Origin of the sequence: Bradyrhizobium sp. ma5, from assembly GCF_042258955.1 — a bacterium.
Taxonomy (GTDB): Bacteria; Pseudomonadota; Alphaproteobacteria; order Rhizobiales; family Xanthobacteraceae; genus Bradyrhizobium.
Genome location: NZ_CP170156.1, coordinates 4,401,465 through 4,423,140 on the forward strand (window position 1 = coordinate 4,401,465; position 21,676 = coordinate 4,423,140).

Consider the following 21,676-nt stretch of genomic DNA (forward strand, 5'->3'; position numbering starts at 1 on the left):
CATCATCTGTCATCACACAACCCCACGTAGACGAACAGGCTACGGCGGCCAAACTCTGCAATTCCAGTGCAGTTTGTGCCAGTTAAGTCCGTAGAACTACGGGGGTTCCGGATAAGCAATGAATGCCATCGCGTTATCCGCCGCGCCATTTAAGGCAACGCGCTTCTTGTCCATTGATCGTTCGTCATTCCTGTCGCCCCTGATCGGCGAGGCATGGGCCTGGCAATCCCGCAACTGTTGGGATTTCGCCTGCCATGTGCAGCGCGAGCTGTTCGGCCGCGAGCTGCCACAAATCGCGGTACCGGCCGATTTCAGCAGGCGCTGGGTGCTCGACGAATTCGCCGGCCATCCGGAGCGCGCGCGCTGGCGTCAGGTGCAGGACGGCCCTGGCGGCCTGGTGACGGCCGCTGACGGCGCGCTGGTGCTGATGGCCCATGCGCGCTTTCCCGCCCATATCGGCGTCTGGCTGCGCCAGGAGGGCCGGGTGATCCATTGCGACGGAAAGGCGGGCGTTGCCTGCGAAACCGTCCTGGCGCTGCGCCAGGTGGGTTGGAAGAAACTCATGTTCTTTGAGCCGGTGACATGCACGGATCTGTGAAGCAATTGCCCAAGCCGCCGGCGAGCTCGCCGGAGCGTCCGCGAGCTCGTCGCGAGCGTCGCAGCGACGCCGCGCGTCAGCCGGTGCTGCATCTGGTGATGCCTGGCCTCGAGGTCGGTCGCGCCGAACCGCGGCCGAGGGAAACTGTCACGGCTTTCCTGCGGCGCACAGGCTGGGCCGTGCGCGATCGGGAATTCGGCTGGCAGTTCAAGAAAGGCCTGCCGACCGTCCTCGAGATCAACGGCGAGGCCGTGCTGCGCAGGGATTGGCGGTCGCGCCGCATCGGTCCGGCCGACGCGGTTCGCTTCATGTCGTATCCGCTCGGCGGCGGCCACGGAGGGGGCAACGCGGTCAAGCAGGTGATCGGCCTGGTCGCGCTGGTTGCGGTCTCGGCCTTCGCGATCTGGGCAGGCCCGGCGTTGTTCGGCGCCGGCACCTTTGGCGCGCTCGCGACGACCGCTGCGATCGGCATCGGCGGCTCGCTCCTGGTTAACGCCCTGGTGGCGCCCAAGGCCGGCGCGACCAATACGCCGAGCGCAACGCAGGATCAGATCTATTCGGTCGCAGCGCAGGGCAACGTCGCCAAGCTCGGCCAGCCCATGCCGGTCTGGTACGGCCGCGTAAAGGACTATCCGGATTTCGCCGCGACGCCCTGGGGCGAGTTCGTTGCCAACGATCAGTACCTCAACGTCCTGCTGTCGCCGACCATGGGCAGCATGCAATACGAGGCGGTCTATGTTGACGATACCGTGTTCTGGGACGCGACCAATGGGATCGCGGCGGCGTTCACTGATGCACAGATCGCATTTTATGAGCCGGGCAGCCCGGTCACGCTGTTCCCGACCAACGTCGACCAGTCCGCCGAGGTCAGCGGCCAGCAGCTGCCATCGGGGACCGGGACGTCAGGCGGACAGTATGACGCGAATGGCTTGCCGTTCGGCGCCTCTGCGCGGTCTCCTGGTGCCTGGATCGGACCTTTCGCGGCAAATCCAGCCGGCACGCTGGCGCAATCGCTGGCCGTCGATTTCGTCTTTGCGGCCGGCTGCTACACGGTCAACGGCAAGAATGGCTCTATTGGTTATTCAAACGTCGGCCTGACCGCTGAATATGCGACCTGCGACAACGCCGGCGCGCAGACCGGACCTTTCAACCCGCTGTTTTCCATCGTGCGGCAGTATGGTTCGCAGGCGCCGGTCCGTGACAGCGTCAAGGTCGACGTTGCGCCTGGCCGGTACCTGGTCCGCTTTCGCCGCGAGGACGCCGAGCTCTCCGGGACCGCCGGCAGTAACTCCGTGCTCTGGGCAGGCCTGCGCTCGTTCCTGAAAGGCAACAATTCGTTTGCCGACGTCTCGACGATCGCGATCCGGTTGAAGGCGTCGCAGTCGACACAGGGCGCCTATAAGTTCGGCGTGCTGGGTACCCGCAAGCTGCCGGTTTGGAATGGTGCGGCCTTCGTCACGCAGGCGACGCGTAACCCGGCATGGGCATTCCTCGACGCGGTGACGAGCGGGCAATACGGATCTGGGCTGTCGATCGCCAAGGTCGACTTTAACGCTGTCGTGAATCACGCTGCTGGCTGCGCTGCGCGCGGCGACACGTTCGATTATCGGTTTACGACGGCTGTCGCCGTGCCGGACGCGCTCAACAAGATCCTGGCGCCGTCTCGAGCGCAGCACTTCTGGCTTGGCGATACCGTCTCGATCGTGCGTGACGAGTGGCGCGATGTTCCGACCATGCTGATGACCGATCGCGAGATCGTGCGGGATTCGATGCAGGTCAGTTTCACCATGCTCGGCGAGGAAGATCCCGACGCCGTCGCGGTCGAGTATGTCGACGAGAGCACATGGCGGCCGGCACAGGTGCAATATCCGCCCGACAGCGACACGTTCACGTCGGTAAATGCCGAGATCAAGCGCGTCGACGGCATCGTCAACCGTGACCAGGCGTTTCGGGAATGCGCGTTCTATTACCTGCAGTCGATCTATCGGCGGGAAAACGTCGCGCTCGGTTCGGAATACGAGGGCAGGGCGATCACGCGCGGATCTGTCGTCAGGGTTCAATCCGACCTGCCGGAGACCTATGGCTATGGCGGGGCCGTCGTCGGCGTCGCCGGCGCGACGCTGACGCTCAACCCGGCGCCGGTCTGGGATAGCGGGCCGTTCTATATGCGCCTGCGGAAACCGAACGGGAAATTCTTTGGCCCGGTGCTTTGCAGCCGCGGCGTCGACGATCGGCATGCCGTGCTGGATGCCGCTGGCCTGGCTGCGGCCGAGACGGCGCAGGCGACGACGCTGGCGGCCGTCATGGCCCGCGAGGACGGCGCGGAGTACCCGTCATTTGACCTCGGCACGGGCGTTAGCCAATCGCGCCTTTGCGTGGTCCTGGACGGCTCGCCGAACGGCGACCAGTTCACGCTCAACATGGTGGTTGATGACCAGCGGGTTCATGCGACGGATCTCGGCAATCCGCCTGTGCTGCCGAGCGCGCAGTATCCGTCAAACGACAAGGTCCCGCTGGTGTTCGGCCTCAATGCCTACATCAGCCAGGGCACGGCCGAGCCGCGCCTTTTCGCCAGCTGGTTCCCGACCGCCGGCGCGGTCTACTACGTCGCCGGCGTCTCCTATGACGAGGGCAAGAATTGGACGCAGGTCTATGAGGCGGCCGAAAACCAGTTCGATACGGTCGTCAGCCTGGCTGCGGTGCGGCTGCGCGTCCAGGCCGTCAACGCGACCATGCGCGGCGCTTATTCGACCGTCGACCTCGAGGCGCCGACGGTCAAGCTATCGCCGGGGATGGTCACGCTCGAGTCATTCAACGCGGCGCTGAAAAAGCAGGTCACGGAAGTCGAGGACCAGAACAACGACGAGATCAATGCCGCGCTGGCAGCGATCGCTGCGGGCGCGGCCAACCAGGACGCGCGCAACTGGCTCGACAAAAAGTCGATCAAGTCGGAAATGTCAGCCCGCGTCGGCGCGGCATTCGCGCAGATCGCCACGGTCCAGACGGTCGCGGTCGATGCGCAGCAGGCCGTCGCGGATCTCAGCACATCGGTTACAGCTGAGTTCGGCGACGTCAATGCGTCGATTACTGAGCAGTCGACGGCGATCGCGCAGCTCAACGGATACGCCGCCGCGGCCTGGTCGCTGACGCTCAACGTCAACGGCTATGTGAGCGGAATTCAGCTGGTCAATGGCGGATCTGGCGTCTCGGCCTTCACGGTTCTCGCCGACAAATTCCAGATCCAGCTGCCGGGCTACAACGGCAATGCGCCGAAGGCGGTCTTTACGGCCGGCACGATCGGCGGCGTCGCCTCGATCGGCATCACGGCGAATATGTATCTCGACGGTGTCCTGACCGCGCGGATGATGAACATCGGCGTTTTGAGCGCTATCACGGCGAACGTCGGCACGCTGACGGCGGGCCTCCTCCTAAGCACGTCGGGCCTGATGGTCATAAACCTGACGGGCGGCACCATCACGATCTCAGACTCGTGACCAAGCGCATCTATATCGCTGCGGACCGCATCACGGTTTCCAAGCCGGGCTATGACGCCGAGAATCCGCCGGCCGTCGACTACAGATATTTGTCGCTGGATTCGCGCTTGAACCAGGGGCGCCCGCTCGAGGTCGGCCTGTTTCCGAGTACCGTGTTTGGCATTGGCAAGGTGTTTTACTCGACGACCTATCCGCATCCGCCGGCCGTCGACATCGTCGCCTATAGCATCCCGTCAGCTGGTGTTGCGCTGTACTCGAAGGCGATGGTTTGCCGGGATGCCAATACGAGCATTGCTTACCAGCGCTCGAGCTGGGTGCCGATCCTCTACACGGACGGGTTTCTGATCTCGGACGATTGGCATTACAGGCGCTCGCGCATCATGGGAACAGGCGTCAACCTCTATTACATCGCCTGGCAGGTCTGGTGAGATGCCTCGGCGTTTTCACGCGGGTTACAACTCGTTCCTTGGGGCCTATGGCGTCTGGCTGTCGCGACCAGGCGTCGACGTGCTGGCGACCTCGAGCAATTCCGATTTTCTGCTGCGGTCGGAAACCAAGAATGACCAGATCGTCATGTCGGGCTCGATCTATCTGCCGATCGGCAGCGGCGACCAGAACATCCCCTATCCGGCGACGTTCACCAGAACGCCCTACGTTTGGTTTGAGGCGTACATCGACAGCGGAGTGGTCGCCTATCCCTACAATCAAGGCATGGCCGCGCGCGACATCACGATCGGCGGCATCCTGACCTATGAGGTCGGCATGGGCCTGACGTTCTGGAACAACAAGATCACGCTGAGCAACGCCAGTTCCGATTATGCCTTTTACGTGGATTACATGATCTTTCATCGGAGCCTTGGTCTCTGATGGTCAAGCGGGTTTTGATCCAGTCTGGCGCCGGCGCCGCAATGAGCGTGAGCCTGCCTGGCGTCGACGTGACAACGGCGAACATCGACCAGATGGTTTTCGATTCGCGCTGGTCGGGGCATCAGTTCTACGCATCGGGCACGCTCGACAGCACAAAGGACTCGGTCGCGACGTTTGTCTTTCCGTCGACGCTCGATGCCGTCCCGTTCCTGGCGGCCTACACGGACACAAACATCACGCTCGCGCCAGGCAGCCAGTATCTGGGCTTCACCAACTTTCGGGGCAACAGCTCCGATTATTGGGTTTACGCGCAGGTCACGACCTCGTCCCTGCAGTTCCGGTTCAATTTCGGCAATGCGGTAGGGCGGCTTTACTACGCACTTTTCAGGAGGATCGCAGGATGACGGGGGTAACCCTCGATGGGGCATGGGCTGTTGCGGGCTACATGCCGCCTGGTGGCGGCGGGCAGGCTGCTGCAGGAGGCGCGGAGCCGACCGCGCTCGAGGAGCCGGCGGCTGCCAGCCGGCCCAAGGTGATCGTGCGGCACGACGGCAACGGCGTGATTACGGCCGTCACGCTGCAGGTCGAGATGGGGATGGAAAGGCTGTCCGAGAAATATGCGGAGATGGGTATCCCGCACATTCTCTATGACGGCGAGGTCGATATCGCCGACGCCTGGGTAAAGGACGGCGAGGTTGTGCCGAAACTCGACGTCGAGATCTCCGGCGAGGTCCGCTCGGTCAGGGCGGACGGCGAGGATCTGCTGGAGCTGACGGTTTCGCCGGCGGAGTTCGATGCGACCGTCGCGCTCGACGGCGCGATGGTGCATTCCGAGCATGTGACCGATGGAAAGCTCGAGTTCGCGGTCGATCATCCTGGCAGCTACGCGATTTTCGTCGTGCCGGCGCATCCGTATCGGCTCAAGAGGCTGGACGTCGAGGCGGCCGCGCCATGAGGGTGAGTGTAATCGAGGTCAAGCGGAAGCGCGTCGAGGCGCTCGTCAACGAGCGTTACATGGTCGACGGTCATGACATCGCGCACGATCGCAAGCGAGCGCTGGCAGCGGCCGTCGCCGCCGGCGCCGAACCGTCCGCCGAATTCGCCGAGGCGGCAACCGTCGAGGGCGTCACGCCACAAGCGCTGGCGCAGACGATCCTGGCAAAGCCGGACGATCTGATGATCAAGGAAAACAAGCGGCGATCGATGGTCGTTCGGACGCGCGCGGCCAAGACGGTCGCCGAGCTCGAGGCGATCCAGGCCGAGGCCGACGCGGCGGCGGTGCCGGCGCCGACGTCTCGCATCTTTTTGCACGAAGGACCGTAGTCAATGACCGCGCTCTCGAGCTATTCGACCGGAACGATCTCTGTCGCGGCGAACGGAACGGCCGTTACGGGTGTCGGGACAATCTGGTCCGGCACCAATGTTCGGCCGGGCGATACCCTGCAGATCGGCAATTTTCAGACGATCATCGCAGACGTCACTGATCCGATGCATCTCGTCATTCCGCCGTGGGGCGGCGGCGCGCAGGCCGGCGTTCCCTATGTCATCTGGAAAGCGTCGTCTCAGCGCATCGCCGGCGCGCAGGTCATCGGTGACGTTTCAGATCTGATCGCGGCGCTGAATACGTCAGGCTTCTTTTGGTTCGTCGACGTGTCGCTCGCCGCGCCAGATCCTTCGCTCGGCTCTGACGGCCAATATGCGCTGCAGCCGACGACCGGGAAAATGTGGTTCCATACCGCCGGCGCCTGGTCCTATCTCGGGATATACAAGGGTTTCAGTTTTCGCGGCGCCTATGACAACGCCGCGACCTATTCGGTCGGCGACGTGCAGACGACGTCCGGGACGTCCTATGTTTGGATCAACCCGGCGCCGGGATCGGGGCATCCGGCGCCGGATGCGACATACTGGCAGGTCCTGGCGGCCAAGGGTGACAAGGGCGATACCGGCGCGGTGCCGTGGAGCAGCGCGACGGCCTGGGCAACTGGCACGAATTACGTAGTCGCTCCGCCGGCCTCGATCGTGGTGCACCCGATCAACAAAAACCTTTATCAGTGCATCGTCCCGCATCTGTCGGGCAATTTCGCAACCGATCTGGCGGCCGGAAAATGGCTGCTACTCGCTCAGAGCGCAACGGAGGCGACGAGCGCGACCGCGCTGGCGATCGGCAGCCCTGGAACGAAAGTGTTCTCAGCGGTCACAGGGTTTTCGTATCAGAACGGCGTGAGGCTGCGCGCATCGTCGAATGCCTCGCCGACCAATTGGATGGAGGGCGTTTGTCTCTACGATCCTGTTGCGCAAATCATTACGATGACGGTCGACAAGGCGAATGGTGTCGGCACGTTCGGAGACTGGAATTTCAACCACGTCGGTCAGCCCGGCGCAGGCGATCTGACGTCAAGCCTCAATCTCGCCGAGCTGACAAACAAGCCGGTTGCAATAATCAATCTCGGCATTCCTGGTCTGCTGAAGGGCTACAGGAGCGGCTTAAAGGTCAATACTACTGCGGTCGCAAACTTCACTGTGACCGCTGGCGTTGCGGCTGATCGCAACGCGGCGGACATGATTACGCTCGCAGCCGCGCTCAACAAAACGAGTGGGGCGTGGTCGGTCGGCAACGGCTCCGGCGGCTTGGACACCGGCGCGATCGCGACCGGCTTTTACCATGTCTTCGTGATTAAAAACCCGACCGGCCTTGGCACGGTCGACGCTCTCATTTCTCGAAGTGCCGCCGCTCCAACGCTGCCGGGCGGTTACACGCTGTTTCGTCGGATTGGTGCCGTCTATTGGAACGGCAGCGTCTTCTCTCAACTATTGGTGCGCGGAAACGAGTTCATCTGGCCCGGCGTCTCGATCGACGTGAACGTGACCAACCTCGGAACAGCGCTGACGACCTACTCCCTCGCCAGCGTTCCGACTGGCATCCAGGTGCAAGCCATTCTGACCGTCATCGGCTGGAGCGCGACGCAAAACACGCAATGGTGGGTTCATGACGTTGCGATGGTCGACACCGCGCCAAACTTCTCAAACGGTGCGACAGCGACAGAAGTGACAAACGCCTCAATGGGCAACTTCTCTGAAATTCGCGTGTGGACCGACACGAATGCGAACGTTGCGGCCAGGGCGAGCGCTGCATCAACGGTGCTCCGCATCGCGTCGCGCGGCTGGTTTGATCCGATGGAGGGCTGACAGATATGGGATTCGTCGAACGAAACAACGCTGGTGAAATTGTTGGATGGTTTGGCTGCGAGCAGCCTGGCCGCGTCCTCGAGCAGGTAGCTGACGGTGATCCGGCGGTCATTGCATTTCTGCAGCCGCCGACGCCGGCGCCGAGCTCGTGCACGAAGCTCGGCTTGAAGCGAGCCTATGACGAGCTCGGCGATTGGGCCGTGGTCCGGGCGGCGATCGCAGCGGATGCTTCGGTCCAGGAGGAATGGGATCTCGCAACCGAGCTCCGGCGCACAGATCCTTTGGTTCAACGCATGATTACGGCCCTCGGCCTCTCTGACGCGCAGGTCGACCAGCTCCTCATTCGCGCAAATGCCCTGGTCTGACTGGCGCCGCCGGCCAAACCCAAGGGCAGATACTGAGCGGCTACGCGCTTCCTACCTTCGTCTTTCCAGGTCTATTGATTGCGGGTCGGTGACGAGAAGTTGGAACAAGGCCCGGTCTCCCGCGTACTTTGCGGCTCGTCGGGTCTTTTCCCGTCCGGCTACGAGTATCTTGCCGGAAGGATCGCGAACCTCCCATTCCCAGCCGCGTCTATGGCGGTCGGTCAAGACGACGTCCAACATTGTCGAAGCTGCCTAGGCCGTGGCTGGCGGCGATCGTCGCGAGACGGCGCCCAGCTCGAGAGGAAATATCGACCTCGACAGCAATTCTATCGCGGTCTGCTCCTCCGAAAGGCGCCTTTCCAAATACTGACGCTCAAGTGCGGAGAGCTGGGTTTCGAGCAATCTGCGGTATCGATGGATGTTGTTGCGATGGGTCCGCAACAGCGCAAAATCTTCGTCGGTCATCGTCGTCATCCTTTGACGGTCGTATAATTTTCCTTGAAAAATGGGAGGGCCTTGCCCGATCGAAAACTTAGATCACATGCGCAGACTGTCAAGGCCGGGTTGGCGCAGATGAGACTTTATCGTTGCGGTCGTTGGCATGTCCGACGGGCAGGTTGACCAGCCGGTCTTCAGCCCTTCTTGTCTTCTAACTTTGGCGCCTTCTCGAAGGCTTCCTCACTCTCTGCCAAGACCCGGTAGCTGTGCTCCATCGCCGCCAGATAGCGGCGTGTAAAGTGGTCTTTGGCCATCGCTTTGGCCTGCCGGTAGTGCTCGGCACGGTCCCTGCAATCTCCAGGTGTCATCGCTTTCATTTTCGGCGCTCTCTGCCGAATTAACGACGGCCGTGAATACCTGTTCCTGGCCCCGTTTCATCACACAAGGACTATCACGATGACCAGCGCAGTCATTTCTGCGAGCGCTATCGATTTGCATGGCATCTCCCGTGCGACCTTTGACCTGATCGTCAGCGCCGAGGTCACCAGCTCGGCCTGGTATTCGAAGCATCTGAGCGGCGCGACCTGGCCTGGCGAACAGTCCGGCGTGACGATTGGCTGCGGCTATGACGTCGGCCAGACGACGCGGCAGCAGTTCCTGGCCGATTGGTCGGGCAAGATCCCGGACGCGATGCTGCAGGCGCTGGCGAAGTGCTGCGGCGTCACGGGGCCGGCGGCGGAAAAGCTGGCGCGCAAGCTGCGCGGCGTCGTCGACATCCCTTGGGACGTTGCGCTCGAGGTTTTCTCGAGCCATGACATTCCGCGCTATCTCGCGATCTGCCGGCGGCTGCTGCCTGGTTTCGACGAGCTCTCGCCGGATTGCAAAGGCGTCATCCTGTCGATCGCCTTTAACCGCGACGCTGGCGGCTTCAACAAGCCGGGGCCGCGCTGGTCGGAGATGCGGCAGATCAAGGCGGCGATCGGCAGCGGCGAGCTCGCCAAGATCCCTGGCCTGATCCGCTCCATGAAACGGCTCTGGCCTGACAGCAAGGGGCTGCGCATCCGCCGCGACGACGAGGCGGCGCTATTCGAGCGCGGCCTCGCAACGTCGCATCCGCAGGAACATGCCAAGCTGGCGACGACGCCGGCGCCGGTCGATCCGGAGGCCGTCGCGTATGTGCAGGGGCGGCTGCGCGAGCTCGGCTATTACGACGTCGGCCAGGTCGACGGCGAGCAATCGCCGCAGGGCCGGACCGAGGGAATGATCCTGGCCTATCGCAACGCGCGCGGCCTGCCGCTGACGCCTGCGATCGACGACCAGCTGATCGCCGAGCTCGGCAAGCCGCAGGCGCCGCGGCAGGTCGCCGAGACGCGGGCGAGCGCGACCGTCGAGGATCTCCGCGACGAGGGCTCGCAGACAATCGCGCTGGCCGATCGGGCCAAAGGATGGGCCGGGAAGATATTCGGCGGCTCGAGCGGCCTCGGTGGCGCCGGCGTGCTCGCCTGGCTCACAGACCGCGCGACGCAAGTCTCGGCCGCAAAGGACGCGGTTGGTGGCCTCGGCCTGACGCCTGGCGCGATCCAGGCGATCGCGATCGGTATCGCCGCCCTGGTCGTCGTCGCCGGCGTCGGCGTCCTGGTCTGGTTTGTTGCCGACCAGCTCGAGCGGCGCCGCCTGGCTGACTATCGCGCGGGGAAACACGCATGAGCTGGGTCGTCGCAATCGTTGTGCGCCTGGCGGGCCTCGCCGGCGTCAACCTCTCGCCATTTGCCGCCGGCGCGCTGTTCGCCGGCGGCCTGGCCGTCGTCGCCGGCGGCGCTGCGATCGCTGGCGGCGCGCATCTCTACAACGCCGGCTTTGGCTCGGCAGAGGCGAAGTGCGAAGCGGCACAGGTCGCCGAGCATAATGCGCAGTTGCAGGCGCGCCTGGCGGAGAAGGAGCGCCAGCTCGCTTTCGCCAATGCCCTGCAGCAACGCGACGCCAAGCGCGCCGCGGCGGCCGAGGCGCAGATCCAGTCGAACCAGGGGGCTATTGATGCAACGCCGGCTAATCCTAACAAGTGTTTTACTCGCGACATGTCTCGCCGGGTGCGTGGGGTCCGGTAGCGTCGACAAGCTACAGCCTCCGCCTCCGGACGCGCCGAACATTCCGGCGCTGCCTGCGGACGTCGCGGCCTGCGAGCGCGCGCCCGTCGAGACGCCGGACCGCGAGCTCGACGCCGGCGAGATCGAGCGGCTCTGGAAAACCGACCGCGCCGCGCTGGCAAAGGTCAATGCCTGCCTGCGTCGCGCCGTCTGCCAATACCAGGACGTTCGCGAGGGCATCGGCCGCGTCGCCGGTATCGCCTGCGAGAGCGCGGCGCCGGCGGAAAAGCCGGCGCACGGTTTCAGCCTGTTCAAGCGAAAGAACGCGAAATGAGCGGTGATGATAGTGGCAGCTTAAATGCTGCCTTGCTTCAAATGGCCGCTAAGATCGGTGGGCTTGAATCTACGGTATCGACGTTGCTGCAGACATGGCAGCGAATGGAGGAAAAGGCCTCGGAAGGGCGAAAGGATCTCCATCGGAAGGTTGACGACCTCCGCGCGGACATGACGGCATTGGGCGCGCAGGTGGCGACGGCTACGAAGGACATCGCTGACATGAAACCAACAGTCCAGACCGTCCAAAGCGTCCAGGCGCAGGCCACCGGCGTTCGTAATCTCAGCCGTTGGCTTTATTGGTTCGCTGCTCTCTTGAGCGGAGGCGTCGGCTGGATTTTGACCACCTACCTTGATATGCATAAGCGGTGAACGAGCGCGTCGCGCTGTTGCCGGTGATCGCAACTAACCAGCCTTGCCGCGGTTCGATCACCAATCGGTTCGCAGTTCATACCGATGCTTCAATCTAAACTCCGTGGCTCCCGCCGCGTGCTGGATTCGATCGAGATCGGCGCCGTCCCTGACCGTCGCGTGAAGTTTCCAATCCGGGTTCGCCTGAACAACTTCCACATGGCAAACATATTCGCCGCCGGGAAAGCTGCGAATCTCGCGCAAAGCGATTAATTCCAGGTCCCTCGCCGATATTGGCGTTCTCATGATCTGAGCCTCGCCCTCTAAGTTGCCACCGGATTGACTACGAGTGATCAGGCCGCTTGCGCTGGCCGAGCAAGATCAGCAAGCAGTCGTTCCAGGTTTCGATTCTCTTCATCTATCCTCTTCGCCAACTCCTTCTGCTCCTGCTGCGTTTTCGCCGTGTCGAGCAAAAACCGATAGTGACCGATTATCTTCTGGCTTCCCTGTATCAGAAATTGCGTCGTGCTCATGGTCACGCCCTTTTTGATCCAAGGCCGACGTCGAGCAGCGGCTGCTCACGGCCGAGAGGAGGAATGTCACCTACCAGATTTTCAATTGCAGTTGATTCCTCGGACAGGCGTCGTTCGATGTAATTGCGCTCAAGGTCGTTCAGCTTCGTGCTGAGTAGCCATTGATATCGCCGGATGTTGTTGCGATGCGCCCGCAGCTGTTCGAGCTGGCGGTCGACGAACTCGCCCTTTGTTGAGGCTTGTCGGGCACACCAGCGGGCCTCGATTCTGTCGACGACGTGTTTTGGGAGGTTGATGTCGTTCATGCCTGCCTCCTAAGCCGCTAGCGGCCGCGCGGTTGAGCGAAGTCGGTAGGGCTTGCCTCCTGGCGGATGATCAGGATCGCTGTCGAGGCGACGTAGTGCGTCAAGAATTGCGTCGATCCCGACTGGTGATCTTAGATCGCGTGGAGCCCGCAAGCCTGGTCGGGAGGGAACCGTAGCAGCATCCGACGCCCAGGACGCCAACAGAGCGCGTTTTTCTTCCGTGGTCAGGGATAAATCCGCCACGACATCCAGGGGATGATTGAACCGCGCATCGCGTCGACCAGATATATTCAAGAAACTAACATTCGCGGTCGTCGGCCGCATGTTTGCCTCCGTTCTAAGACGAGAATGGGATGGTTGAAGCCGCGTGCGGCAGACCCGGACGCGGCTTGTCGCCGTTCAGGCTGCAGCGGATTCGAGCTGTTGCGGCCGGCTCGGCGTCGCGTTGATCGCAATCCGCCGCGGCTTCATGGCTTCTGGAATTTCGCGCGCCAGCTCGATCTTGAGCAGACCGTTGTCGAACGCGGCGTGCTTGACCAGAACATGGTCTGCCAAGCTAAATTGCCGCCTGAATCGCCGGGTCGAGATGCCCTGATAGAGATAGTCACTGTCTGCTTTCTCGACCTTGTTGCCCTCGATTGTCAGGACGTTCTGCTCGGCGGTCACCGAGATCTCGTCCGGCGAGAAGCCCGCGACTGCGAGCGCGATCTGGTAGCGATCATCGGCAAGTCGTTCGATGTTGTAGGGGGGGTAGTTATCTTCGGTGGCGCGCTGGGCGGTTTCGGCCAGATCGAAGAGACGGTCGAACCCAATCGTCGACCGGAAAAGGGGAGAGAAGTCGTACGTGCGCATAGCCAAATCCTCCAAAGAGCAAGATGGGTATGAGAAGCACCGGACACGACCGGTGCCCGTTACGCCTGGACCCGATTGGCGTCCAGACATCGACCCTAACCGGACCGACGAGCGAGGAAATAAATTAGAATTTGATGGTGTCAAGAGGGCTTGCAAAAAAAAATCGAGAGCGGCTCGGGCTGCTGTGAGGGCCCGTGCCGGGTTGCGGTATGCATTTGGTTCTGTCGCCCCAGGTGAACCACCGGGCAGCTAAGGGAAACCGACCCGCTCAGGTTCACCGCCAGCACCTGCACTCGACCAGGCGAACGTTACTTGCCAGTGCAAATGTTCAGCGTGGTCCGCACCAAATCCGCGAGACCGCATCAAAGCTTTTGTCGGGGGCCAGTATCCAGAGGGCACGGTGGCAGGGCGCGCCTTTGATGAACCTTGCGACGTTCCCGATAACTGCGCGACCTTTACCTAGGCTGAAGGCCGCCAACAGGCCTTACTCTTGCGTCGGGGGTACCTGGTTCAGTAGTTGGGAAATCGCCGTCACGACCTGCGCGAGCGCGAAAGGCTTTTGCAGAATGATGCTGTTTGGTACTCCCTGCGCGGCCCACTCATCGGCTGCGCCTGAGGTCATGTAGACCACGGGCATTTGCCCATTAAGCTCTCTTGCGCGCCTCGCGACATCCCAACCGGAAAGAGCACCAGGCAAATGAATGTCAGTGATGAGGGCTCGGTATTCTTGCTGGTCATTTTCGAGGAGGGCGATCGCCTTTTCCCCAGATGAAACAGATTCTGTTTTAAAACCTCCGTCGGCCAAGGCTTCCTCGACTAGCTCTTGAATAAATACTTCGTCCTCAACCACGAGGATCAGCAATACCGGTTGCTCTAGCATGCCCCATCCTCCTGCCGCGCCAATGCGGTAATGGCTAAGTTACAAAGTGAACACTTGTTCCTGTAGAGGGCGGCCATACCCCAAAATGGCATGGAACGATTGCACCGGAAGTGCACCGGATGGCGCGCCAAACATCGCCCGAGAGAGAAGTGGGGTGGTGTTTCGAAGCCATCGCGTCCATTCTCCCGCTGAATCGGGCGGGCGGGAAGTCGCTAGAGGTTGTCGACTGGCCTCGGCGCCGCGCTAGAAGTTGGTCAATTGGACGTCTGCTCAGACCCCAGCCGTTCGCCTGCCTTTTCGCCGCCGCCGACGTGTCTCATACTAGCCCTAGCCAGACGGTCGTGCGGCGCTCCCGCAGCCGCTGGTCAGGCCCGGCGCGTGCTTACGGAACGCGGCCGGGCCGCTGATTGTCTTGATGCGTCGGTGCTTGTAATGAATGACTTCGTGGAATCCATCAGTACTGCAATCCTACTGATTGGCGGCCTCGACCCAGAACTCCTTGGAATCGTCGCGCTGTCATTGCGCATAAGCCTATCGGCGAGCATCGTCGCGCTGATTGTCGGCGCACCATTCGGCGCGTGGCTGGCGATCACGAAGTTTCGCGGCCACCAGGCGATCATCGTGCTCACCAATGCCTTTCTCGGGCTGCCGCCGGTCGTGGTCGGCCTCGCTCTGTATATGTTGCTGTCGCGCTCCGGTCCGCTCGGGTCAGGCGGCCTCCTGTTCACGCCCACTGCAATGATCATGGCCCAATCCCTGCTTGCCGCGCCGATTGTGGTGGCGCTGGTGCATAGGCCGTCGACGCTGCTGTGGGCAGAATACGCTGACCTTGCGCGCATCGACGGTCTGTCACGGTCGCGCAGCATCGCGTTGTTGTTCGCGCTCGGCCGCGCATCGCTGCTAACAGCGTTCCTCGCAGCTTTCGGAAGGGCCATCGCGGAGGTCGGCGCCATCATCATCGTCGGCGGTAATATTCGCGGCTACACACGGACGATGACGACCGCCATCGCGCTTGAAACCAGCAAGGGCGATCTGCCGCTGGCGCTGGGCTTGGGTCTGATTTTGCTGGCGCTCAGCCTCGCGGTCTCGACGGTTGCGTTTTTGCTAGTGGGGCGCGTCGGGGAAAAATAGCTGTTCACCAGCGACCTTGTAACTGGCGATGCTCTGCTGGCCCATTGGCGAGATCAGCCAGTCGATGAAGGCCTGACCTTCTTTGGCCTTAACCGCGGGATGCTTTTCGGGGTTCACCAGCATCACGCCATATTGGTTGAAGAGTCGCTTGTCGCCTTCGGTAAGAATGGCTAACTCGCCGCGGTTCTTGAAAGACAGCCATGTACCCCGGTCGGACAGCAGATAGGCGTTCGATGACGATGCCATGTTGAGCGCCGGTCCCATGCCCTGACCGATCTCGCGATACCAGTCGGCCTTCACGGCCGCCACGTCGATGCCCGCCTGCTTCCACAGCCGAAGCTCGGCCTCGTGCGTTCCGGAGCGGTCGCCACGCGATATGAAGGGTGCTTTCGCGGCGGCAATCTTGCGCAGTGCTTCGACAACATCTTTGTCACCCGCGACGTGGGCCGGATCAGATTTCGGTCCGACGATGACGAAGTCATTATACATGACGTCGAAGCGCTTCACGCCTTGGCCTTCGGACATGAACTTGTCTTCGGCCGGCCTGTCGTGAACGAACACGACGTCGGCATCGCCTCGTCGCCCGATGTCCAGCGCCTGGCCGGTACCGACTGCGACAACTTTTACGACAATGTTCGTGGCCTCGGTGAAGTGCGGCAGGAGATATCCGAACAGGCCAGACTGTTCCGTCGAAGTCGTGGAGGCCACAGTAATTGTTGCGGCTGGCTCGGCCTGTGCCGCTGCGACATAAGCCAGGATTGAGAGCACCAAGCCAAATTTGTGCAATTTCATCTGCTCCTCCCCGACGGCGCGAGCAGTGGTATATTGAATTCTGGACGTGTTCAAATCGAACGATGCCGTGCGCGTGGTACCTTGCGGGTCGTGCTGGGAGGAGATTTAGGCGGCGGCCGGCTTCAATATATAGCAACACGTTTTGAAGCTGGACCCTTTTTGCGGTAAAAGCAGTCCGCTAACTGGCCGTGGAGGACGCGATGCGCCCACAGTCTTTTCTCGCAATCGCTGTACTAGTTGCCATGATCGGGCTCGGAGCATTCGTCGCCTACGAATATGTGCCCCATTAGGATTAGCTGATGGTCAAGGAGACGAAATCCCTACGCAAGCAGGCCGATAAGGCCGAACGCGCAGCGCGGGCGATCTCTGATAGTGAGGCCGCCGAAAGCCTTTTGGCGTTGGCAAGAGCCTTTCGCAGTCAGGCCGAAGTAATAACGGCCAAGAAGAAATCGGGCAAAAAGCGGGGATGACCGGGCTCGGTCCGGGCGGATGGCCCGATCGTCAAGCATCTCCGCGGGCTGGGAGGCGGCTGTACCCGCTGAAAAAGTACGCCGGGCGTTCGGTCTATCGAGGCCGCGTTGCCGGGTGATATCGAAACGGATCGCCGCTCCATCCCTTTCCCTGGCGCAGCAGCAGGCCCTGCGTGACGAGTTTTCGGCATGTTGGATTAACGCGCTGGATCGCTGCGTTCTCTCCAAAGATGCGGTCGGCGAGTTGACGCTCAGTCAGGCCCGGGTGTTCGCGAACGGCGCGAATGATCTTCTCTGCAACTGTCATGGTCATCCAAATCAATCGACCACAAAAACTCCGGTAATGAGCTACGTCAAGAGTGCACGAGGAGTCGTCGCGATGATTGACAAGAAAGATCAGAAGCAATGGGGCGAGCCTGAACTCGACAAGGCTCAAGCCGAAACCGACGTCATCTTTGCCGAAATGGACGGGCTGAAAGGGCTGGTCGAGAGCGGTGAAATAACGATCGAGCAGGCCCAGGCGCGGTTCAAAGAGCTGCTGGAGCGGCATCGGCTGGTCGGCGAGCGGCTGCGCGCGGTAGCTCGCGCCTGGGGCGGTACGCCGGGCAACGCCTGAGAGACCTATTGACCCTGGCGGAAGCCAAATGGCCCGCCTCGTCGAAGGATAGCTGCAGACTTCGCTATGGACGCTTAGCCTGACGCTGCAATATCAATTGAAGCGGAGCGGGAACCTGCATTCCAGGCGCCAGTGCGATCAGCTGGATGTACTTCTGCTTCAGGTCGAGCCCGTGACCATCGCCGTATTTCGGCTTCTTGGTGTCGTGGCCCATCAACTCGTCCTTGAGCTCGTCCGGTGTCTCGACGCTGCGCAGGCGGTCTTTGAAGCCGTGCCGCAGCGAATAGAGTGTGTGGCTCTCGGTCTCGCGCAGGTCATGGTCAGAAAAGTACGCATTGACTGCGGCCGATAGCGTGTCGCCTTTGTCGCGGTAATGCGGGAAGCCGTCCGGGAATTGGCGCATCGCCTCGAGCGAGATCCCGACCAGTGGGATGTCGCGATCGGAGAAGGTTGTTTTCAGAACGCGATCGTCTGGCCGGACGCGGATGTGCGGGATCGGAGCCTCCAGGACGATATGCCGCCGCCGCAGGTTGATGATCTCGCTCGGCCGGGCGCCGGTATTGATCATCACCATGACCACCGCGCGCTCCTCGTTGTTCATGGTCTCCAGCGCGCCGGCCGCCAAAAGCCGGTTGACAATCCACCAGGGCGAGAAGGGCGGCCGAGGCCGTGACGCGTCACCCTCGAGCCTGGCGCCGGCGAATACACGGTCCAGATTGAGCCTATGACGTTTGGAGACGGCCGAGAGCATTCCGGTGATGTGCGTCAGGTTGCGATTGGCCGTCGCGGCCAGAACCTCACCGTCGACCACGCGCTCGGTCCAGTGGTCGGTAAATTTCAGGACGTCGTCGCGCGTCAGCCGCGTGATGGCCTTGTCGCCGATCACGGTTATGAGCAGGTCGATTGCGCGTTTCTTGCCGTTCTTCCATTTCTTGAACTGACCGGCCGACATCCTGGCGATCGTCGTTTTCTTGGCGACCTCGAACTCATCGCAGAGGCCGGACAGCATGATCTCGGGCAGGTCGACGCCGCCGAGGGTCGCCGCGGCCGTGGCAGGGTCATGCCGCCTATCACCCACCGCCAAGGCATCGATCCGGCGGAGGATCTCCGCAAGGGCCTCCCGGGCGACATCATCGACCGGCCTATAGGTGAGCTGCAGGGCCTGCGCCCGGTGCCGGGCCTCCTCGAGCGCGACGATGGCGTCCCGTGTTCCCTGGCCCGCGGCCGCCCTCCAGGACGCCTCAAGGTCGATATTAAGCTGGTCAGCGATGCGTCCGGCACGGATGCCTGACCGGTCGTCAGCGACGCGGATCTTGGTCGATTGTTTGACGATCCCGCGAAGGTCAATCGCAGCGAATTCGGGCGGTACCCGCCGCACGAAATGCCAGTACCCTTTTCGCTTGGTGAGACGCTCCGGCATCGGACCCTGTTGGACGTTTTGTTGCACGCCAACATCCGAGGAGTGGCGGCTAGAAGTCAACAAATTACGAATTATCCCGAGATATCAACAGCATCGCCGGGGAGGTCGCCCGCGCCGCTAGGGAGCGCCATCGTGCAAGTGCGTGAAAAAACCTGCTTCTTTTGACCCCGCGAGACTTTCCCGCCCCGGGCGCATCTACTGAACGAATGGCCGACGCCGCCGGCTAGGGCCTGACTGCTCAAGTTCAGCTTTTAATCTCGGACCTTCGCCGAAACAGTTTGACTAACCCGTTGACCGGCCAGTCAATCAGACATCGAAAAATGAAGCCGAGGACCGTGATTGGCACCAAGATTGGCAAGTAAGCCAACATGCCAAGAGCAGCCAACCATCCCGGATTGCGACGCTCCCGAGGCCCCTTATCCCGGTCGAGCCGAAAATAAATCAACACTGCAATGACGTGGACCGCGAATACCACGGCCCAAATACAGGCCCCGATACTCGCCGCCTCAGCGAGTGTCAGGCTTGGCACGCAGCCTCACCACGGCCTTGAAGGCGGGCATTCGCTTCCATTTTCCATTCGACCTCCTACGGCTTCCAACCCCTACAGGGATGGAGTTATTCCATTTGGAACATGTCGGGCACTCGTCGAGAACGATTGACTAGCTGCAAACTGGAGAAACTCATCCCTGATGGTCTCCCGTTCCCTTGTTTCAGGCGACATACGAGGAGTCGTATTCGATCTATGTCAGTCAATCAGAGTGATTGCGCGGGAGGCATGAAAGGGCAAAGCCGCTAACTGCTAATGATCTCAACATGAATAGCCAAGCCGTTCAGCAGTACTAGCCCCAGTTCGAACAATTGGTCTTCCCAAGGAAGTGCCCCGACTGAATCCCGACAATCCTAGAAAACCCAGCGACGGCGGGGTTTCTTCCAGCTCACGAACTGGGGATCAGAGTCGGACCCGCCATCCGTACCGGCCGCAGAAGCAACAGCGTCGCTGAGACGGAGTATGCTCGTCTCGCGACGCTGGCCTGAACACTGGGCCCTGAAATCCCGAGCCGGGGGTAAGTCTCGGCGGCAACGAGAAAGTTCAAAATAGAACCCCGCCTTCGCGGGGCGGGGTTTGGTGTTGCCGACCGCCTTGGGGGCGGATGAGGTCAGCAAGCGTCTCAGTAAGTCTCGGACTCGCAGAAGGTTCCTAAGAGCCGTCTCTGCCATCTCAGGGAAGCGACTGTCCCGGCGTGTTGAGCACGCGGTTTCGAAGGCTGTTCTTCAACGCTTCCGCCGATCTGCTAGTCGATTGCAGGTAGGGCATGGCACGCCCGATGCGCCGCAGGTGCAAGCGTCCGGGCCGTTCCAAGGCTGGCCCGGATGGCTTCTACAAACCCACCCGCAATCGTCACAAAGCAAGCAACACGGGTGCGGCCGAATTTCCGTAAAATAGCGACATGTGTCCGAGGGGCGTCGTCGGAGCTCATGCAGCTGGTTACCTCTTTCGGACCACGAAGGGCGGGGCCTGGTCGGCATGGCGTATCCTCCCGAAACGGAGGATAAGCTCGAAGCCTGACACCGGGCTGACACTCGGATGTCGGATTTGTTCTGGGATGCGGTCGTGCAAACGCCGCGAAAGAAAGCGGCTCCAGCTCGCCGCTATGCCCCCGCAGGTGTGCACAAGGCCTAGATTGCTGCAATCCGCCGATCTTTCGCAACCCTTTGGTAAGCCCGTGGCGATAGGCGTGAGCCCGGGGATGATGTGATGGCTTTGGGATCCAAGAAGCGCGAAACGCGCAAATCGCTGCGTCAATCCGGCTGGATCACGCTCGACGGCGGATTCGCCGCGCGGCCTTGCGTGGTCGAGGACATTTCCACGTCGGGCGCAAAAATCACCGTGCAGGACAACAACACGCTGCCGGCCAAGCTGCGGTTGGCGTTTTCGCGCGACGCCCGCACCGGGCGCGCCTGCGAAGTGGTCTGGCGCAAGGGCAAGACGTTCGGTGTTAGATTCGTGCGCTAGCCTGATCCGGCCGCGCGCGATAAAAGGCGGCATGCGCAAGACCTGCTTCGCCGTCATCGCCGTCCTGCTTCCCGCCGCTGCGTTCGCGCAAACCGGCGACCGCCGCAACTTCCAGACGCCGCCCGATGCCGGCAAATCCCTGCCGTCGAAATCCGTGACGCGGAGCAATTCCTGCGCGTCGTACGGACCGGGCTTCGTCAAGGTCGAGGGCTCGGACACCTGCGTGAAGCTCGGTGGCGCCGTCAGCGTCGGTGCAGGGGTGTCCGGCGGACGCTGAACGGCTTGCCGCTCACGACATCGGCGGCGCGACGATGCGGATGAAGGCCGGCCGCTGCGCGATCTCGCCGAACCAGCGTTCGAGATGGGGCAGCTTCGGCTTGGTCACGCCCTCGACGCCGAACCAGCGCCGCGCAAAGGCGCCGAGCGCGATGTCGGCGATCGTGAACTGATCGCCCTCGACGTAGCGGCGGCTTGCAAGCTGCGCATCGACGACGCGCCACACCACGCCGGCGGCATCGGCGTCCTTCTGGCTCTGCACCATGTCGCGCTTTTCGGGTGCCGTGCGCACCAGCCCCCAGAATAGCGGGCGCTCGACCGGTTGCAGCGTCGACAAGGTCCAGTCGAGCCAGCGGTCAACGGCGGCGCGCGCCTTCGGCGCATGCGGATAGACCGACGAACCCTGACCGTAGGCCAGGCAGAGATAGCGCATCACCGAATTGGATTCCCACAGCACGTAGTCGCCGTCGACCAGCGTCGGGACGCGGCCATTCGGATTCATCGCGAGATAGTCCGCCTGATCGTTCTTGCCGAACTGCATGCCGGCATCGATGCGCTGATAGGGCAGGTCGAGCTCGGCGAGACACCAGAGCACCTTCTGCACATTGACCGAATTTGGCCGGCCCCAGATCGTCAGTTGCGGCTTGCTGTCCATCACGCGTTTCTTTCCG

General features: G+C 61.9%; 27 protein-coding genes. 18 read left to right on the plus strand and 9 right to left on the minus strand.

Translation table 11 applies throughout. The annotated features are described in order from the left end of the window. Nucleotides 1-118 precede the first annotated feature (118 nt). The 9 genes from ACE103_RS20265 to ACE103_RS20305 are packed head-to-tail and all read left to right on the plus strand — an operon-like array spanning nucleotide 119 to nucleotide 8,510. Complete coding sequence (locus ACE103_RS20265; RefSeq protein ID WP_375780877.1) at nucleotides 119-598, plus strand: hypothetical protein; 480 nt, start codon at nucleotides 119-121, stop codon at nucleotides 596-598. Further along, nucleotides 583-4,092, plus strand: a complete 3,510-nt coding sequence (locus ACE103_RS20270; RefSeq protein ID WP_375780878.1) for a host specificity factor TipJ family phage tail protein — start codon at nucleotides 583-585, stop codon at nucleotides 4,090-4,092. Before ACE103_RS20265 ends, ACE103_RS20270 begins: the two co-directional genes overlap by 16 nt. Further along, on the plus strand, nucleotides 4,089-4,520 hold the full coding sequence (locus ACE103_RS20275; protein WP_375780879.1) for a hypothetical protein: 432 nt from the start codon (nucleotides 4,089-4,091) through the stop codon (nucleotides 4,518-4,520). The genes ACE103_RS20270 and ACE103_RS20275 overlap by 4 nt, the downstream gene beginning before the upstream one ends. 1 nt (nucleotide 4,521) lies before the next feature. Then, complete coding sequence (locus tag ACE103_RS20280; RefSeq protein ID WP_375780880.1) at nucleotides 4,522-4,959, plus strand: hypothetical protein; 438 nt, start codon at nucleotides 4,522-4,524, stop codon at nucleotides 4,957-4,959. Next, nucleotides 4,959-5,363, plus strand: a complete 405-nt coding sequence (locus ACE103_RS20285; protein ID WP_375780881.1) for a hypothetical protein — start codon at nucleotides 4,959-4,961, stop codon at nucleotides 5,361-5,363. The genes ACE103_RS20280 and ACE103_RS20285 overlap by 1 nt, the downstream gene beginning before the upstream one ends. Then, entirely contained in the window at nucleotides 5,360-5,914 is a 555-nt protein-coding gene (locus ACE103_RS20290) for a hypothetical protein (RefSeq protein ID WP_375780882.1), read from the plus strand. Before ACE103_RS20285 ends, ACE103_RS20290 begins: the two co-directional genes overlap by 4 nt. Next, a complete protein-coding gene (locus ACE103_RS20295; protein WP_375780883.1) occupies nucleotides 5,911-6,282 on the plus strand; it encodes a hypothetical protein in 372 nt (123 codons plus the stop codon). The genes ACE103_RS20290 and ACE103_RS20295 overlap by 4 nt, the downstream gene beginning before the upstream one ends. 3 nt (nucleotides 6,283-6,285) lie before the next feature. Beyond that, entirely contained in the window at nucleotides 6,286-8,145 is a 1,860-nt protein-coding gene (locus ACE103_RS20300; RefSeq protein WP_375780884.1) for a hypothetical protein, read from the plus strand. A gap of 5 nt (nucleotides 8,146-8,150) precedes the next feature. After that, nucleotides 8,151-8,510 (plus strand): hypothetical protein, encoded by a 360-nt coding sequence (locus ACE103_RS20305; RefSeq protein WP_375780885.1) that lies wholly within the window; start codon nucleotides 8,151-8,153, stop codon nucleotides 8,508-8,510. A 252-nt stretch (nucleotides 8,511-8,762) separates the two neighbouring features. Here ACE103_RS20305 and ACE103_RS20310 read toward each other — a convergent pair whose 3' ends face one another. After that, complete coding sequence (locus ACE103_RS20310) at nucleotides 8,763-8,975, minus strand: hypothetical protein (protein ID WP_375780886.1); 213 nt, start codon at nucleotides 8,973-8,975, stop codon at nucleotides 8,763-8,765. 167 nt (nucleotides 8,976-9,142) lie between these two features. Next, nucleotides 9,143-9,325 (minus strand): hypothetical protein, encoded by a 183-nt coding sequence (locus ACE103_RS20315; protein ID WP_375780887.1) that lies wholly within the window; start codon nucleotides 9,323-9,325, stop codon nucleotides 9,143-9,145. A gap of 79 nt (nucleotides 9,326-9,404) precedes the next feature. Between ACE103_RS20315 and ACE103_RS20320 the strand changes: the two genes are divergently transcribed. Genes ACE103_RS20320 through ACE103_RS20335 form a run of 4 tightly spaced genes read left to right on the plus strand, consistent with a single transcriptional unit; the run spans nucleotide 9,405 to nucleotide 11,737 of the window. Continuing rightward, a complete protein-coding gene (locus ACE103_RS20320; protein ID WP_375780888.1) occupies nucleotides 9,405-10,655 on the plus strand; it encodes a peptidoglycan-binding protein in 1,251 nt (416 codons plus the stop codon). Then, nucleotides 10,652-11,053: a hypothetical protein gene (locus tag ACE103_RS20325; protein ID WP_375780889.1), complete on the plus strand. Its 402-nt coding sequence runs from the start codon at nucleotides 10,652-10,654 to the stop codon at nucleotides 11,051-11,053. The genes ACE103_RS20320 and ACE103_RS20325 overlap by 4 nt, the downstream gene beginning before the upstream one ends. Then, nucleotides 11,040-11,366 carry a hypothetical protein gene (locus tag ACE103_RS20330; RefSeq protein WP_375780890.1) on the plus strand — a complete coding sequence of 109 codons (327 nt, stop codon included), beginning with the start codon at nucleotides 11,040-11,042 and terminating at the stop codon, nucleotides 11,364-11,366. Before ACE103_RS20325 ends, ACE103_RS20330 begins: the two co-directional genes overlap by 14 nt. Beyond that, complete coding sequence (locus ACE103_RS20335; protein WP_223967752.1) at nucleotides 11,363-11,737, plus strand: DUF1515 family protein; 375 nt, start codon at nucleotides 11,363-11,365, stop codon at nucleotides 11,735-11,737. Before ACE103_RS20330 ends, ACE103_RS20335 begins: the two co-directional genes overlap by 4 nt. 332 nt (nucleotides 11,738-12,069) lie before the next feature. Here ACE103_RS20335 and ACE103_RS20340 read toward each other — a convergent pair whose 3' ends face one another. The 4 genes from ACE103_RS20340 to ACE103_RS20355 all read right to left on the minus strand — a co-directional run bounded on the left by ACE103_RS20340 (nucleotide 12,070) and on the right by ACE103_RS20355 (nucleotide 14,286). Next, on the minus strand, nucleotides 12,070-12,249 hold the full coding sequence (locus ACE103_RS20340) for a hypothetical protein (RefSeq protein ID WP_223967751.1): 180 nt from the start codon (nucleotides 12,247-12,249) through the stop codon (nucleotides 12,070-12,072). A 2-nt stretch (nucleotides 12,250-12,251) separates the two neighbouring features. Then, on the minus strand, nucleotides 12,252-12,554 hold the full coding sequence (locus tag ACE103_RS20345; protein ID WP_223967750.1) for a hypothetical protein: 303 nt from the start codon (nucleotides 12,552-12,554) through the stop codon (nucleotides 12,252-12,254). A gap of 399 nt (nucleotides 12,555-12,953) precedes the next feature. Beyond that, nucleotides 12,954-13,406 carry an Hsp20 family protein gene (locus ACE103_RS20350; protein WP_223967748.1) on the minus strand — a complete coding sequence of 151 codons (453 nt, stop codon included), beginning with the start codon at nucleotides 13,404-13,406 and terminating at the stop codon, nucleotides 12,954-12,956. Nucleotides 13,407-13,890: 484 nt separating this feature from the next. Further along, the gene (locus ACE103_RS20355) at nucleotides 13,891-14,286 is read right to left on the minus strand and encodes a response regulator (protein WP_223967747.1); all 396 of its coding nucleotides are present in this window, start codon (nucleotides 14,284-14,286) and stop codon (nucleotides 13,891-13,893) included. 432 nt (nucleotides 14,287-14,718) lie between these two features. Here ACE103_RS20355 and ACE103_RS20360 point away from each other — a divergent pair, with 432 nt between their 5' ends. Next, complete coding sequence (locus ACE103_RS20360; RefSeq protein WP_375780891.1) at nucleotides 14,719-15,417, plus strand: ABC transporter permease; 699 nt, start codon at nucleotides 14,719-14,721, stop codon at nucleotides 15,415-15,417. On the opposite strand, the gene ACE103_RS20365 is transcribed toward ACE103_RS20360, so the two are convergent. Further along, nucleotides 15,391-16,209 (minus strand): extracellular solute-binding protein, encoded by an 819-nt coding sequence (locus ACE103_RS20365; RefSeq protein ID WP_375780892.1) that lies wholly within the window; start codon nucleotides 16,207-16,209, stop codon nucleotides 15,391-15,393. The genes ACE103_RS20360 and ACE103_RS20365 overlap by 27 nt on opposite strands. Nucleotides 16,210-16,508: 299 nt before the next feature. On the opposite strand from ACE103_RS20365, the gene ACE103_RS20370 reads away from it, so the two are divergent. Next, nucleotides 16,509-16,679 carry a hypothetical protein gene (locus tag ACE103_RS20370; RefSeq protein ID WP_223967744.1) on the plus strand — a complete coding sequence of 57 codons (171 nt, stop codon included), beginning with the start codon at nucleotides 16,509-16,511 and terminating at the stop codon, nucleotides 16,677-16,679. Between the two features lie 115 nt (nucleotides 16,680-16,794). After that, nucleotides 16,795-17,295, plus strand: a complete 501-nt coding sequence (locus tag ACE103_RS20375) for a hypothetical protein (protein WP_375780893.1) — start codon at nucleotides 16,795-16,797, stop codon at nucleotides 17,293-17,295. Between the two features lie 64 nt (nucleotides 17,296-17,359). On the opposite strand, the gene ACE103_RS20380 is transcribed toward ACE103_RS20375, so the two are convergent. Then, on the minus strand, nucleotides 17,360-18,715 hold the full coding sequence (locus ACE103_RS20380; RefSeq protein ID WP_375780894.1) for a molecular chaperone: 1,356 nt from the start codon (nucleotides 18,713-18,715) through the stop codon (nucleotides 17,360-17,362). A 1,756-nt stretch (nucleotides 18,716-20,471) separates the two neighbouring features. Between ACE103_RS20380 and ACE103_RS20385 the strand changes: the two genes are divergently transcribed. Together ACE103_RS20385 and ACE103_RS20390 are read left to right on the plus strand one after the other, a co-directional pair. After that, nucleotides 20,472-20,729, plus strand: coding sequence for a PilZ domain-containing protein (locus tag ACE103_RS20385; RefSeq protein WP_375780895.1), 258 nt, complete (start codon nucleotides 20,472-20,474; stop codon nucleotides 20,727-20,729). A 31-nt stretch (nucleotides 20,730-20,760) separates the two neighbouring features. Then, complete coding sequence (locus ACE103_RS20390) at nucleotides 20,761-21,006, plus strand: hypothetical protein (protein WP_375780896.1); 246 nt, start codon at nucleotides 20,761-20,763, stop codon at nucleotides 21,004-21,006. Nucleotides 21,007-21,018: 12 nt separating this feature from the next. On the opposite strand, the gene ACE103_RS20395 is transcribed toward ACE103_RS20390, so the two are convergent. After that, nucleotides 21,019-21,660 carry a glutathione S-transferase family protein gene (locus ACE103_RS20395; RefSeq protein ID WP_375780897.1) on the minus strand — a complete coding sequence of 214 codons (642 nt, stop codon included), beginning with the start codon at nucleotides 21,658-21,660 and terminating at the stop codon, nucleotides 21,019-21,021. Nucleotides 21,661-21,676 lie beyond the last annotated feature (16 nt).